The 15,666-nt window shown below is 40.9% G+C and carries 11 protein-coding genes; 7 read left to right on the top strand and 4 right to left on the bottom strand.

The features are described from left to right. The first annotated feature begins 75 nt into the window (after positions 1-75). Positions 76-456, top strand: coding sequence for a DUF3192 domain-containing protein (locus AC3KZC_RS17970; RefSeq protein ID WP_490578987.1), 381 nt, complete (start codon positions 76-78; stop codon positions 454-456). A gap of 233 nt (positions 457-689) precedes the next feature. Here the strand turns inward: AC3KZC_RS17970 and AC3KZC_RS17965 are convergent, their stop codons facing one another. From AC3KZC_RS17965 to AC3KZC_RS17950, 4 genes are all read right to left on the bottom strand, one after another. After that, positions 690-1,493: a DUF1338 domain-containing protein gene (locus AC3KZC_RS17965; RefSeq protein WP_490578986.1), complete on the bottom strand. Its 804-nt coding sequence runs from the start codon at positions 1,491-1,493 to the stop codon at positions 690-692. A 64-nt stretch (positions 1,494-1,557) separates the two neighbouring features. After that, a complete protein-coding gene (gene astD, locus AC3KZC_RS17960; protein ID WP_490579072.1) occupies positions 1,558-3,027 on the bottom strand; it encodes a succinylglutamate-semialdehyde dehydrogenase in 1,470 nt (489 codons plus the stop codon). Positions 3,028-3,045: 18 nt separating this feature from the next. Next, entirely contained in the window at positions 3,046-4,065 is a 1,020-nt protein-coding gene (astA, locus tag AC3KZC_RS17955; protein ID WP_490578985.1) for an arginine N-succinyltransferase, read from the bottom strand. Positions 4,066-4,111: 46 nt separating this feature from the next. Further along, positions 4,112-5,317: an aspartate aminotransferase family protein gene (locus AC3KZC_RS17950; RefSeq protein WP_490578984.1), complete on the bottom strand. Its 1,206-nt coding sequence runs from the start codon at positions 5,315-5,317 to the stop codon at positions 4,112-4,114. A 244-nt stretch (positions 5,318-5,561) separates the two neighbouring features. Between AC3KZC_RS17950 and AC3KZC_RS17945 the strand changes: the two genes are divergently transcribed. The 6 genes from AC3KZC_RS17945 to AC3KZC_RS17920 all read left to right on the top strand — a co-directional run bounded on the left by AC3KZC_RS17945 (position 5,562) and on the right by AC3KZC_RS17920 (position 15,634). Continuing rightward, positions 5,562-5,990: an Lrp/AsnC family transcriptional regulator gene (locus AC3KZC_RS17945; RefSeq protein WP_490579071.1), complete on the top strand. Its 429-nt coding sequence runs from the start codon at positions 5,562-5,564 to the stop codon at positions 5,988-5,990. Positions 5,991-6,465: 475 nt separating this feature from the next. Then, positions 6,466-6,765 carry an isoamylase early set domain-containing protein gene (locus AC3KZC_RS17940; protein ID WP_490578983.1) on the top strand — a complete coding sequence of 100 codons (300 nt, stop codon included), beginning with the start codon at positions 6,466-6,468 and terminating at the stop codon, positions 6,763-6,765. Positions 6,766-6,784: 19 nt separating this feature from the next. Further along, entirely contained in the window at positions 6,785-8,842 is a 2,058-nt protein-coding gene (gene malQ, locus AC3KZC_RS17935; RefSeq protein WP_490578982.1) for a 4-alpha-glucanotransferase, read from the top strand. 15 nt (positions 8,843-8,857) lie between these two features. Beyond that, the gene (gene glgB / locus AC3KZC_RS17930) at positions 8,858-11,074 is read left to right on the top strand and encodes a 1,4-alpha-glucan branching protein GlgB (protein ID WP_490578981.1); all 2,217 of its coding nucleotides are present in this window, start codon (positions 8,858-8,860) and stop codon (positions 11,072-11,074) included. Then, positions 11,071-13,170: a glycogen debranching protein GlgX gene (gene glgX / locus AC3KZC_RS17925; RefSeq protein ID WP_490578980.1), complete on the top strand. Its 2,100-nt coding sequence runs from the start codon at positions 11,071-11,073 to the stop codon at positions 13,168-13,170. The genes glgB and glgX overlap by 4 nt, the downstream gene beginning before the upstream one ends. Continuing rightward, entirely contained in the window at positions 13,157-15,634 is a 2,478-nt protein-coding gene (locus AC3KZC_RS17920; RefSeq protein WP_490578979.1) for a glycogen/starch/alpha-glucan phosphorylase, read from the top strand. The genes glgX and AC3KZC_RS17920 overlap by 14 nt, the downstream gene beginning before the upstream one ends. Positions 15,635-15,666: the final 32 nt, after the last annotated feature.

The following is a 15,666-nucleotide window of genomic DNA, read 5'->3' as shown; positions in this document are numbered from 1 at the left end:
TAAAAGAAAAATAATATTGGCCTTGAATTTGCTGTATTGGCTGAAACTTATATCAGTTCAAATGGAAAAATAATAATGAAGCTACGTCTATTAGTTGTTGCAGCATGTGCTGCGCCGTTGTTAACGGGTTGTGTTGTTGCGGTATCCGATGGTGAGGTTGATAGTCACTGGGCATCATCAAATACAAGCTCGTGGGAAAAACAGCATGAAAATAATCGTAATAAAATTGCTAACTTGCAACTTTCTCAAACCTACCAAACCGTATTAAATACGATGGGAACCCCAAATTTTTCGGAGTTTGTGACTAAAAACGCTGAAAATTATCAAGTGTTATTTTATGCGACACACAGTATTCACTCAGATGGTAAAATGACCAAAGATGAGTGCACACCGCTTGTATTTAAAAATGGTCAGCTAGTGGGGTGGGGCGATGCAGCGTATAATCCATTGCTCTAGATTGCTGGATTGATACCCGTCATTTTATCAATATGCTCGAATGTTGGTCGCGTTTTCACCTTATTAATTACATTGTGCTTCTACGCTCATGAGGATTTTGAGAGCCATCCTTGACTCTCACCAAAGGCCAGCCATCGGCTGCGTTCACTTTGAAATACATATGGGTATATGCTAAAAAATACCCATAAAAAAGCGCCAAACTTGGCGCTTTTCGAGCTTAATTAGTGCTTAAATTAACGAGCATTGGTGCTTTCAAAGATTTTGTCGGCAGATGCTGCCACAAATCCGGTATAAAGTTCACCATTTGCCATTGGGTAACGTAGCGCAAACTCATAAAAACAGCTTGGGACTGTCATCTCGCCATCATTAAATTGTACTGTGTGGTCATCCGCTAAGGTTGATGATTGCTCAAGTAATACTTCAGCAGAGCCTTTAATTTCGCCGCCTGAGGTATTGAGGGCAAAACCTGCTTTTTTAAGCGCATCGTTGACGCTTTCGATCGTCTCGAAGTTTTTCAATTCGTTGATATTCACAGTAAAGTGATTAGCACGATAACCCCATGCAGACATCCACGCCGCATATTCACTTTCAGCTAATAGTGCTTTATAGGTTTGGCTATCAACAGACCAATGGGTGCCTGAATATAAAAAGTTATCGGCAGTCACAGCATCTGGGTCAATGTGATCAACTAAGTCGGTAACTATTTTTTGTAATTGCTCAGAACACTGATCAATCAGTAATTCAGAAATAAAGACTTTAGGTTGCTTTGGATCGGAATGTTCAAAATGTTTGGCGTATAGTTTTTTTGCTTCGAAGTGGTATTCGCCACATTCTTTATAACCGACTGCTAAAAAGTGAGCTGCTAACTTTTCAAGGCCTACTTTTTCGATATTAAACGTACGCAGAGCAATGTGATCGTTAATAATATCGTCTTGTTGTGTTGTGCCTAATAACTTGTGAATTTCAACTGCAGAGGGCGTCACAGATAAATAGTTATCCCATAAGTTAGCAAATAAAGCGTTTACATCGTTATGCATGGTATTGAACCTTATAAGAAGCAGCCTATGGGGCTGCTAACAATAAATAAAATAAGTAGCGAGGCTACTGGTTAATTGTTAAACCCGGCGCAAGGATTTCTGGCAACGTAACCGCACTTGCCTCGACCGAAGCCACAGGATAAGCGCAGTAATCGGCTGCATAAAACGCGCTCGCTCTGTGATTGCCGCTTGCCCCAATCCCACCAAAAGGTGCTGCACTTGATGCACCTGTGATAGGTCGGTTCCAGTTAACAATACCGGCGCGAATACGTTTAAAAAAGTGATCATAATCTGCTTGTGCATCCGCTAAAATACCAGCAGAAAGGCCAAAAGCAGTGTTATTAGCTTCATTGATGGCACTGTCAAAATCATCATAACGATACACTTTTAACAATGGGCCAAAATGCTCTTCATCAGACAAAGCACTGGCACTGGTTACATCAATGATCCCTGGTGTAACAAAACCTGTTCCTGCTTGCAAATGGCGCATTTCAAGTAGTGATTTACCACCAGTCGCTTGAATGTCTTGCTGTGCTTTGAGCATGCCAAGCGCTGCTTTTTCTGAAATCATTGCACCCATAAACGGCTGCGGCTGTGCAAATGCATCACCAATGACCAATTGTTGTGTGGCTGCAATCAGCTTGGCTAAAATGGCATCACCATTGCTCGTGTTGGCAATAAACAAACGACGAGCGCACGTACAGCGTTGGCCTGAGGTAATAAATGCTGATTGAATAATGTCGTGCACAGCAGCATCAATATTAGCAACATCTTTAATAATTAACGGATTATTACCACCCATTTCAAGGGCTAAAATTTTACCTGGGTTGCCTGCAAATTGGCGGTGTAATAAATGGCCAGTGCCAGAACTTCCGGTAAAAAATAAACCATCGATTTGTGAATTGCCAGCAAGGGCTTTACCCGTTTCAAGCTCGCCTTGTACTAAATTAAGCACACCTGCCGGTAAACCCGCTTGTTGCCATAATTGTGCAGTAAATTCAGCAACCATGGGGGTCATTTCAGACGGTTTAAATACCACGGTATTACCAGCGAGTAACGCAGGTACAATATGCCCATTAGGTAAATGCCCCGGGAAATTATAAGGGCCAAACACTGCCACAACACCATGTGGTTTGTGGCGAATAAAGGCTTTAGCGCCTGGCATTGGGTTTTCAACGGTGCCGGTACGTTCTTGATTGGCTTTAATTGAAATGGCTATCTTACCAATCATTGCGCCTACTTCGGTGCGCGTTTCCCAAATTGGTTTACCGGTTTCTTTGGCGATGACAGTGGCGAGCGCTTCGGTATTGGTTTTTAATAGCTCGGCAAATTTTTGTAAAACAACAATACGCTCTTCAACGCTTTTGTCGCTCCACTGATAAAACGCAGCTCTGGCAGCAATAATTGCTTGATTCACTTGTTCAGCGCTTGCGCCAGCACCTTGCCAAATGACTTCGCCATTGGCAGGGTTAATAGATTGAAAAACAGCACCTTGACCTTCAAGCCACTGATCATTAATAAATTGTACATTCAAGCTCATGGGTCATCCCGATTAAAATTGAATAAAACGAACGCAGTCACCATCGGTAACATGCAGCGCATCAGCCACCGCAGGGCTGATTAAGAGGAGATTTTGAAGCTCATCGATGTGTATTTGATCACTCACTAAAGCACGAAAGCCTTCAATTTCTTGATTACAAACGGCAATGTGTTGATTACCTTGTACTTGTGTAATTTTACAAGGCCAAGTCATACTGTTTTGAACGGTTTTAATTGATTTTAATTTTGCTTCAACTGTTGGGCCTGCATCAAACAAATCGACATATCCACGGTGCTCAAACCCTTCTTTTTCAAGTAATTTTAACGCAGGTTTTGTTTTTTCGTGGACTTGGCCGATCACTTCCTGTGCTTCTTTACCTAGTAAATTGGCATAGATAGGATGTTTTGGCATTAACTCAGAAATAAATACTTTATTGCCTATGCCGATGAGATGATCTGCGGTTGGGAAGTCAATGGTGAAAAAGTGCTCCTGCAGCCATTGCCAAAAGGGGGAATGACCCTCTTCATCCGAAACACCTCGCATTTCTGCAATAATGGTATCGGAAAATCGCTCAGAGTGTTCTGCCATAAATAAAAAACGTACACGAGATAATAAACGCCCCGCGCTGCCTTTGCGGTAGGCTTCATTTAAAAACAAGGTGCATATTTCACTTGCGCCAGTGTAATCGTTGCACATGGTAAGCGTTTCTACTGTGTTGTACACATCAAGAGTGGGTGAGTGATGCACCATTTTACCGCGGTGGTAATGGTAAAGTGGTACGTTCATGCCCACAGTCGCTTCGATTGCAGTTGTGCCAATTATTTTGCCACTTTGGCTATCTTCTAATACAAATAGATAGCCTTGATCGCCAGGCGCTTGCACATGTTCGGCAAAGCTTTTTTCTGAACGGGTAATTTTATTAATTAAGATGTCATCATTGACTGGCAAGGAGGTAAAGCCGTGGCCAGAATCAATCGCAATTTGCTTGAGGGCAGCAAAGTCGCTGCTTTTAATGGGACGAATAATTTGCATAAGGGTGACTCACTTGCAAATGGGTGGCCAAAGCCACCCATTTTATTTAGCCATTTACAACTTTAGCGACTGCTTTTTCAAAACGCGCTAACCCTTCAAGAATGTCTTCTTTTGGTATGATAAGTGAGGGTGCAAAACGCACGACATCAGTACCTGCCACTAAACTCATTAAACCGTTATCTGCTGAAGCGAGTAAAAATTCACGTGAACGACCTGTAAACTTGGCATTTAGGACTGCGCCTAATAATAGGCCTTCACCACGTACTTCACTAAACACATCATATTTAGCATTAATGGCCGCTAAACCATCACGAAATAGTTGCTCACGCTCTTTAACACCGTTTAATACTTCAGGTGTATTCACCACATCAAACGCCGCTTCTGCAACAGCACAGCCTAATGGGTTACCGCCATAGGTAGAACCATGAGTGCCTACTTTTAAATGTGCTGCAATCGCAGTTGTGGTCAGCATTGCACCAATAGGAAAACCACCGCCAAGCGCTTTGGCTGTGGTTAAAATATCAGGTGTTACACCTAAGCCTTGATAAGCATATAAATGACCTGTACGACCTACGCCTGTTTGTACTTCATCAAAAATAAGAAGTGCGTTGTGTTTATTACATAATGCACGTACAGCTTTAACAAACTCAGCTGTTGGAGAAATGATCCCGCCTTCACCTTGAAGCGGCTCCATCATCACGGCGCACGTTTTATCTGTAATTAATGCTTCAAAAGCACCAAGATCATTGTAATCACAATGTTGAATATCGGCTGGTTTTGGGCCAAAACCATCAGAATAAGCAGCTTGGCCACCTACCGTTACGGTAAAGAATGTACGGCCATGAAAACCTTTATTAAAAGCAATGATTTGCGTTTTTTCTGCACCATAAACATCAAGCGCATAACGACGAGCGAGTTTCAGTGCTGCTTCGTTTGATTCTGCACCGGAATTTGCGAAATACACTTTTTCTGCGAAAGTGGCATCGGTTAATTTTTTTGCTAAACGCAACGCGGGCTCATTGGTCATCACATTGGATAAATGCCATAACTTTTCACTTTGCTCTTGTAATGCCTTCACCAACACAGGGTGGCAATGGCCTAAACAGTTAACTGCGATACCGCCAGCAAAATCGATAAATTCTTGACCATTTTGATCCCAAACTCGAGAACCTAGTCCTTTGACTGGGATAACACTCGAAGGTGCGTAGTTTGGCACCATTACTTCGTCGAAAAGCGATCTAGTTACTTGCATGATACTGGCCTTAATTTGTTTATACGTTAAAAAGAAGTCAATTTATCTGTTAAGCACAAAGGCAAAGCCTAAGGTTGACGAGATAAAAGAGGGCATGAAAACTGGTATGTTGTTAGCAAAAGGATGCCACCCTGACTATATTATTGTTATTAATTCATTATTACTGCTATTAAACTCAAAGTGCAGTGCCAATTTAAACTATTTGATAGTATTATTTATCAAAATAACCAATTTGTTTGTCAATATGATAACTGAACAAGATCAAAAACTCCTGAGTTTATTAAGAACAAATGCACGAGCAAGTATTTCTGATTTAGCCCGTGCTCTAAATTTATCACGCTCAACCGTGCAAAATCGTATCTCCCGCTTAGAACAAACAGGGGTCATCAAAGGGTATGTGTTGCAATATGGAAATGAATTTTTAAATGAGCAGGTATCAGCGCATGTTTCGATTAAGGTAAAACAAAAGTTAACCACTAAAACCAATATTGAGCTTAAACAAATGAGTCACTTAAGCGCTTTATATGCGATAAGTGGTGAACATGATTTGATTGCGGTTGTGCAAGCGCAGTCGCTTGAGCAGTTGAGTAAAATACTCGATGACATTGGCAATTTAGACGGTGTTGAACGCACTAACTCTTCGGTCATTTTAGAAACCAAATTTAATCGATAAAGCAAAGTGAGCTTAAATTGAGCTTAAATAAAGGCATTTCATTGATCTGAATATTAGAGTAATTGTTCAGGCTATAATGCTGTAACGTATTAATTTTGTTAATTTATTCTTCTCGATTTACGTATTAATGCTATTTATACATTAATATTAGTTATCTAAATATTTTAATTATTAATTATACCAATTAATAATATCTCTTCTCATTTACTTCTGTAGACTAACCTTCTACATTCTTGGTGCAAAAATTGCTCAATACCCTGTTAGGTATTGATTATTAGCCCTTTTAGTTATTTCTTGCATTATGTTGGTGCACTTTAAAAAAAATTGCACTGTCATGATCCGTAAATATAACTATGTTTAGATATCAGATAATTATAGAGAGTGGGTTTTCTGATCTCAGCCAGTGGTAATACGGTTTAAAAAAGGGTTATGAAGCAAGGAAACCAGCTGAATTAGTTTATTGAGGAGCTCAACAATGTTAACAAAACGTTTTTTTAAAACTAAAGCTGAGGCTGAGGTGACATTTGAGATTAGTGTCAACAAAGCAGCTAAGGTCGCACTTGTTGCAGAATTCACCGATTGGCAACCAATGCCAATGAAATATGTCAAAAAAGACAACGTATATCGCACCAAAGTACGTTTACCTATCGAACAACAATTTCATTTTCGCTATTTAATTGATGACTCTAAATGGGAAAATGATCACCAAGCAGATGCGTATATCTGCAACTCATTTGGTACAGATAATAGTATCGTTTCAACCATGCAATGCTAATCGCGAGTCCAAATAATTTATGACAGCGCTAGAACAAGCATTCTATTTGCATGGAGTTGGCTTAGAGTATACCGGTTACACGGGTGAAAAAGTCATTTTCTCAGAGTCAATTAGAACTGAAATTTTAAGTATAATGACGGATGTTACTCCGGCTCATATTATTGACAAAAACTACCAGTTAGATGTTGCACCTTGGTTTAATCTGCTTCCTAAAACTGTATTTAGCGCCTGTGACTTGCACTCATTTAACGTTAAATTGACCCCTGCGCTTTGGCAAAAAACATTAGAATGGACGATTTCTGATCTTGCAGGCAACACTGTCATTGCACATGGTAATTGCGTGGTAGATGAGCGTAATGTTGTTGGTGACTATTATTATCAAGCAGAGCGTTTAACCGAACATGCAATCCCAATATCTGCTTTGGCGTTAGGTTATTATACGTTGAGCGTCAGCATTGCTGATAAGCAGATCAATCGGCCTTTAGTCATTTACCCTAAAACCTGTTTTCACCAAGAGGATGAAAAATATTGGGGTTTATCGCTGCAGCTTTATAGTCTTCGAAGCAATACCAATTTAGGGATTGGTGACTTTAACGATTTGCAATTATTGATAAAATCAGCCGCTTTACAAGGTGCTGATTATATTTTGCTAAATCCACTGCACGCCTTATTTGATAATCAGCCCGAACGTGCCAGCCCTTATAGTCCAAATGACCGGTTAAGTTTAAACCCTTTGTACATTGATGTACTCAGCTGTGACGATTTTAATAACAGCGAGCAAGCCCAAGCCTTATTTCAAAGTGAAGAATTTCAAGAAAAGCTCAAGTCTGAAAAAGCCCAAACCTATATTAATTATAAAGTGATATTTGAGCTGAAATTAGCACTGTTTAAATTAATGTATCGTCAGTTTCAGCAATTGCAGGTTCAAGAGCCAACGTCAGACAAAGTCCAACAATTTTCACATTATTGCCAAACATCCCCCAGAGTTTCTGACTTTGTCACCTGGCAGCAAGCAAATGTTAAATGCGATGCCATCTACCAAGACGAATATTTTTCTTATTACTTACAATGGCTGGCTACTTTGCAGTTTTCTCAGTGCCAGCAACTTGCCAAAGATGTAGGCATGAAAATTGGTTTGGTCTGTGATCTGGCGGTTGGATGCGCAGGAGATGGTAATGAATTTGCTGCCAATGAAGCGATATTTATTACCAAAGCAAGCATTGGCGCTCCGCCTGATCCTTGGGCATCTCATGGGCAAAATTGGGGCTTACCTCCACTCAATCCTCATGCATTAAAAGCGTCTGGATATTGCCATTTCATTGATTTAATTCGTTTTAATATGCAGCACTGTGGTGCGTTACGAATCGATCATGTCATGAGTTTACTACGTTTATGGTGGTGTTTATTAGAGGGGCCTTTAAAACAACATGGTTGTTATGTTTATTATCCATTCACAGATTTATTGGCATTATTAAACCTTGAAAGTCACCTCAACCAATGTGCAATTATTGGTGAAGATTTGGGCATTGTACCACCTGAGATTTCACTCGCTCTGAGTGATGCGCAAATTTATTCGAACATTTTATTTTATTTTGAAAAAGATGCTGCAGGGCAATTTAGGACCTTATCGCAGCTAAAACCGCATGCGTTATTAATGGTTGCTAATCATGATGTGCCAACGTTTAAGGCATGGTGGAATGGCACTGACTTAACGCTGCGTGATCAACTTAACTTATTTGAACAACCCCAGCTGCTAGGGCAAGCACAAACAGAGCGTCTTGAGGATAAACACAAAATGCTAAGTTGGTTAGGGCTTCATAGCGATAGTGGCGACTTAACTATCGAAAGTGACTTTATGGCCGTGTATCAGCAGTTACTTTTAACCTTGGCAAGCTCACATGTGGCTATGGTAACAATCCAGTTAGATGATTTAGATGATAATGAAATACCAGTGAACATACCTGGTACTGATAAAGAATATCCCAATTGGTGTCGGCGTTTGAGCCATGATGTCTCAGAGCTTTTAAGCCTACATCCTTTTTTAGCCACACTGCGTTTAGCTCGGGAAAACGGATAAATGAGGAACAAATTAATGAGTCAGGTTGCTGAAAAATCGAAATTTACACACGAAATAAACGCCTTAGAGCATGGGGTATTTCATGATCCCTTTTCATTTTTAGGTCCACATCTTGTTTCAAAAGACGAGTATCAAATTCGGGTATTTTTACCCGGTGCCATCGCCGTTTCTTATGTAGGAAAACAAACAGTACCGTTCGAACAAGTTGAAAAAAGTGCGTTGTTTATTTTAAACATTTCAGTTAAGCAGTTTCAGGCTGATTATAAGCTAAGCATCAATTACCCATTACAAACTGTGATTGAAGAAGATGTGTATCGTTTTGGCTCAACCATCGATGCACAAGCAATGTATTTATTCAATGAAGGCTCGCTTGAGCAAGCATATCGTCATTTAGGGGCGCATTGGCAGTCGGTTGAAGGCATTGAAGGTGTGCGTTTTACAGTGTGGGCACCGAATGCTCAGAGTGTTAGCGTTATTGGTGATTTTAATCACTGGCAAAAAAATCGCCATTTTATGCGTAAGCATCCGGCCTCGGGAGTATGGGAAATTTTTATTCCTGAGCTCAAAGAGGGCGCACATTATAAGTTTTCATTCTTAACAGCCCAAGGAGAGCGTCTTGAAAAGGCCGATCCGTTTGCGTTTGCTATGCAACATCCTCCTGCGACAGCGTCGATTATTCCAGTAAAAAATATTTTAGATAATACAAAAACGCATGAAGCTATTAAACGTGAAACCGCGAAAAAAATTCAGCGCAATGCCATCGATGCCCCCATCAGTATTTATGAAGTCCATGCTGGTTCTTGGATGCGAGTCCCTGAAGAGCAAAACCGTTATTTAAGTTATCAAGAACTAGCCGAACAACTCATTCCTTATGTAAAGGAGCTTGGATTTACCCATATTCAACTGATGCCCATTAGTGAGTTTCCATTTGATGGCTCTTGGGGCTATCAACCTGTGGGCTTATTTGCACCAAGCAGTCGATTTGGCACACTCGCTGATTTTCGACATTTAGTCGATGCCTGTCACGCGGCAGACATTGGTTTGCTGATTGATTGGGTGCCAGGGCATTTTCCAAGTGATGCCCATGGTTTAGCAAAATTTGATGGTAGCCACTTATTTGAACATGCTGATAAACGCCAAGGCTATCACCCTGATTGGCATACCCATATTTATAATTATGACCGTGCTGAGATCCAAACCTTTTTGCTTGCCAATGCAATGTATTGGTTTGATCAATTTGCAATTGATGGATTAAGAGTGGATGCGGTTGCATCGATGTTATACCTCGATTACAGCCGAAAAGAAGGTGAGTGGGTTGCAAATCATCATGGTGGACGTGAAAACTTGGGCGCAATTGAATTATTACGCCAAGTCAATCAGCGTTGTTATCAACGCCATCCGGGGATCATGATGGTTGCTGAAGAATCAACCGCGTGGCCGGGTGTGACCCAATTTACCGAACATGGCGGACTGGGTTTTGGTTATAAATGGAATATGGGTTGGATGAATGATTCGCTGCACTATATGGCTCGTGATCCGTTATATCGTCAGCACCATCACAACGAAATGACCTTTTCGCTGGTATATGCTTTTAGTGAAAATTATATTTTACCGTTGAGTCATGATGAAGTGGTGCATGGTAAAGGCTCGTTAATTAATAAAATGCCCGGTGATGAATGGCAAAAGTTTGCTAATTTACGCGCATTTTTTGGTTTTATGTGGGCTCACCCAGGTAAAAAGTTACTGTTTATGGGCGGCGAGTTTGCGCAATACCGTGAGTGGGATCATAACCATTCTCTCGATTGGCACCTGCTTGAACAGGCTCCTAATAAAGGCATGCAATCGTTGATTGCTAAACTAAATAAAGTGTATTGCACTACGCCTGCTTTGTATGAAAAAGATAATCATCCCTCAGGCTTTTCATGGATTGATGGCCATAACAGCGAGCAAAGTATTTTTAGCTTTATGCGTTTTGGTAAAGTTGCAACACAAGCGGTGTTGATCCTCAGTAATATGACTCCTAATAGTTACCAAACTTATCGTGTGGGTGTGCCTCATCATGGTTCATACCGCGTTGTACTTGACTCGGATGCTGCAGAATTTGGTGGCTCTGGTTTTGCTCAAACAAGTTTATATCACACTGAAGAAAAACCGTGGCAAGGGCAGGAGTTTAGTCTTGAAATTTCACTGCCTCCTTTAGCGACTGTTTATTTAGTTAAGGATAGCGAATGAGTGTAGCCTTAGAATTTTTAGCAGGGAAACCTTATCCACTTGGGGCGACATTGCAAAATGAAGGGGTGAACTTTGCCGTTTTTTCGGCCCACGCAACCAAGATAGAATTATGTTTGTTTGATGCCAGTGGCCACAGTGAAATTGCGCGCCTTGCCATGTTAAAAGGCGAAGAGCATGTTTGGCATGGTTACATCAAAGGAGCAAAAGCGGGCATGCTTTATGGTTTTCGTGCCCATGGCCCTTATATGCCAGAGCTTGGCCAGCGCTTTAACGCAAATAAATTACTGATTGATCCTTATGCTAAAGCACTTCATGGTGAATTTACTTGGTCAAATTTACATAGTGTTGAACTGAGTGAGCCGCTGCTTGATGTTAATTTGATCAATAATGCAGACAGTGCGACAGACACCCCAAAATCAAAAGTGGTGTCGCTTAATCCTTATTCAGGAAAAAAACTCAGTATCCCTTGGGCCAATACCGTTATTTATGAATGTCATGTAAAAGGTGCGACCGCTCGTCATCCAAATATTCCAATCGAAAAACAAGGCACTTTTTTAGGCTTAGCGGAACCTGCTTTTATCAATCATTTACAAAATCTAGGTGTAACAACTGTTGAGTTACTTCCTTGTCATCATTTTATTAGTGAACGGTTTTTAACGGATAAAGGTCTTAAAAATTATTGGGGCTACAATACGCTTTCTTTTTTTGCGCCTCATAGCGACTATTTGGTTGATAATAACATTGCTGAATTTCAAACCATGGTGTCGCGTTTTCATCAAGCGGGCATTGAGGTGATCCTTGATGTGGTTTACAACCATACTGCTGAGGGAAACCACTTAGGACCGACGCTCAGTTGGCGTGGCTTAGATAATTTAACCTATTACCGGCTTGATACTGCCAACCCTCGTCATTACATCAATGATACAGGGTGCGGAAATACCATTAATATTAATCACCCACGAGTGCTGCAACTTATTCTTGATAGCTTACGTTACTGGGTTCAAGTAATGGGGGTCGATGGCTTTAGATTTGATTTGGCCCCTATTTTAGGGCGCCAATATTCGGGGTTTAAATCACGTCATGCGTTTTTTCAAGCGATTAATCAAGACCCAATTTTAAACCAAGTAAAATTAATTGCCGAGCCATGGGATATTGGCCCAGGCGGCTATCAACTCGGTGGTTTTCCGATTGCATGGCGTGAATGGAATGATAAATATCGCGATACGATGCGACGTTTTTGGCGTGGTGATTTAGGGTTATTACCTGAGTTTGCTCAGCGTTTGCATGGCTCAAATGATTTATTCGAACACAATGGCCGAGGCCCTTTGGGCAGTATTAATTTTATCACTGCGCATGATGGCTTTACGCTTGCTGATTTAGTGATGTATCAAGATAAACATAACTTACAAAATGGTGAAAATAACCAAGATGGTCATAGTGAAAATTTATCGGCAAATTATGGTGTTGAAGGCCCAAGCGATGATGCAAGCATTAACGCATTACGATTACGCCAGCAAAAAAACCTGTTATTGACCCTTATTTTCTCGCAAGGCGTGCCCATGTTTGCAGCTGGAAGTGAACTTGGCCACAGCCAGCAAGGTAATAATAATGCTTACTGCCAAGATAATGAGCTCAATTGGCTCAATTTTAAAGAGTCTGAAGTCGCTAATGAATTAACACCGTTTATTGCGAAACTAATCGCACTTCGAGACCAATTTAGTGTTTATAAAAAACTGAGTTATTTACATCATAACGATGTCGATTTTCACCTAACGTGGCTCAGTACTAACGGTACAGCAATGACCGCAGAAGATTGGACCAATCATCAAAATCAACAACTGGGTTATTTTATAGAGCCACGTGCACATATTAAGTCACAAGATGTGTTACTGGTGTTATTTAACGCCAGTGAGACGACCCAATTTTTTACTTTACCAACTCGACAAAATATTAATCAATGGCAGTTGTGTTTAACAACACTTGCCGTTAATGAAAGTCACACCCATTATTCATCATCAGACATCATTGCGGTCACAGCAAAAAGCTGTTGGATTTTGTCTGCTGTCATACAGGAAACACCTCATGGCACAATCTAAAAATGAAGTTTGTAAATTGAAAACGGCAGATGATGCGCCGCTTATTGATGAGATAAGTCTACAAAAAGACTTAGATCGCCATTTTTATTATACGTTAGGTCGCGACGTTGTCGGCGAATCGCGTTTGTATCTTTATCACGCGTTAGCGCTCACCATTCGCGATAGGTTAGTTGCTTTATGCCGTTCAACACGTCAATTGCAGCAAGCAAAACCGACTCGGCAAGTAGCTTATTTGTCTCTTGAGTTTTTAATGGGTCGCGCATTAGGTAATGCGGTGCTTAATCTTGATCTTGAAGAAAATGTACGAAGTGCACTGGCAGATTATTGCTCAACGCTTGAGAGTGTGTCTCAAGCTGAACACGATGCAGGTTTGGGCAATGGTGGTTTAGGCCGATTAGCAGCCTGCTTTTTAGACAGTTGTGCGTCGCTGGGCTTACCAGTAACCGGATATGGGATTCGCTATGAATATGGCATGTTTAACCAAACCATTGAGCAAGGTCATCAGGTTGAACATCCGGATAACTGGTTACGTGAAGGACATCCATGGGAAATTACGGCCCCCGATCATAGCCGCCGGGTTAAATTTTTTGGGCATGTTGAAATATACCAAGATAAACAAGGGCGTAAGCACCATCAATGGGTTGGTACTCAAGATGTGTTAGCCGTCGCTTACGATGTGCCAGTACCAGGTTATCGTAATGATGTTGTAAATACCTTAAGGCTTTGGAAATCAGAAGCGACAGATGAATTTAATTTATCCGAATTTAATGCGGGCAGTTATACCGAAGCTGTAGCACGTAAAAATTTAGCTGAACAAATCACCATGGTGCTCTACCCAAATGACTCGAGTGAAAATGGTAAAGAATTACGTTTAAGACAACAGTACTTTTTATCGTCTGCCAGTTTGCAAGATATTTTAGCCAGTTGGGTGAGCCAACATGGCGAAGATTTCACTGATTTTGCTAAATATAATGTATTTCAGCTTAATGATACTCATCCAAGCATTGCCGTCGCGGAGTTAATGCGTTTATTGATTGATGACTATGATTTGGAATGGGAACGAGCATGGGCGATCACAACTTCAACCATGGCTTATACCAATCATACTTTATTACCTGAAGCGCTTGAAAAATGGTCCGTGACGTTGTTTTCTCGTTTGCTGCCAAGGTTACTCGAAATCATCTATGAAATTAATGCTCGTTTCTTAATGGAAGTCGCTTGCCGTTGGCCTGGTGACACTGACAAGCAACGTGCGATGTCGTTAATTGAAGAAGGCAGTCACCCGCAGATCCGCATGGCCTATTTAGCGATAGTGGGCAGTTTTTCGGTCAATGGTGTAGCGGCGCTTCATACTGAGTTATTAACGCAAGGACTATTTAATGACTTTTACCAGCTCTGGCCTGAAAAATTTAATAACAAAACAAATGGCGTGACGCCAAGACGTTGGTTATCACATTGTAATCCACTGCTTGCTGATTTAATTAGCGAAAAAATAGGCTCTGACTGGGTGGCTGATTTCGCTCAAATCGAAAAAATACGCCGTTATTACGATGATGTAAGTTTTGGCCAAAAATGGCGCGAAGTGAAAGAGCACAATAAGCAACAATTGGTTGATTTAGTGAAAGTGCAATGTGGCGTTGAGTTTGATGCAAGCATGATGTTTGATGTGCAAGTTAAACGAATTCATGAATACAAACGTCAGTTATTGAATATCTTGCACGTGATTTATTTGTATGAACGTATTCGTAAAGGCGATACGGCGAACTTAACGCCTCGTTGTGTCTTGCTCGGCGGTAAGGCCGCACCTGGTTATTTTATGGCTAAGCTAATTATTAAGTTATTTAATAATGTCGCGGATGCTATTAACAATGACCCACTGGCTAAACCTTATTTACGGGTTGCGTTTTTACCTAATTATAATGTTACAGCAATGGAAACCATTTGCCCTGCAACCGACTTGTCTGAACAAATCTCTACCGCAGGTAAAGAAGCATCTGGCACGGGTAACATGAAGTTTATGATGAATGGGGCTGTAACAATCGGGACTTTAGATGGGGCAAACATCGAAATTCGTGACGCAGTTGGTGCTGATAATTTCTTCTTATTTGGCGCAAAAAGTGAAGAGCTTAGCCATATTCGTGCTCACTACAATCCCAATGAAATTATTGCCCAAAATCAAGCGTTAAATGAAGTGATGAGCTTGCTAGAAAGTGGCCATTTTAACCTTTTTGAGCCTGGTTTATTCCAGCCGATTATCGATTCTATTCGTGATAGCAACGATCAATGGTTAATTGCATATGACTTTGAAAGTTATATCAAAGCACAACAACAGGTTGAGCTTGCGTATCAAGATAAAGAATATTGGACACGTTTGAGTATTTTAAATACTGCCGCCAGTGGCGGGTTCTCAAGCGATCGAACAATCAAACAATACAGCCAGGACATCTGGCAATTAGATCAATAGTTATGACACAGCAACACCACTTATGGAGAAGT

The sequence above is a fragment of the Pseudoalteromonas sp. J2K-J031 genome (assembly GCF_058197095.2).
This window is presented reverse-complemented; position numbering and strand designations above follow the sequence as displayed.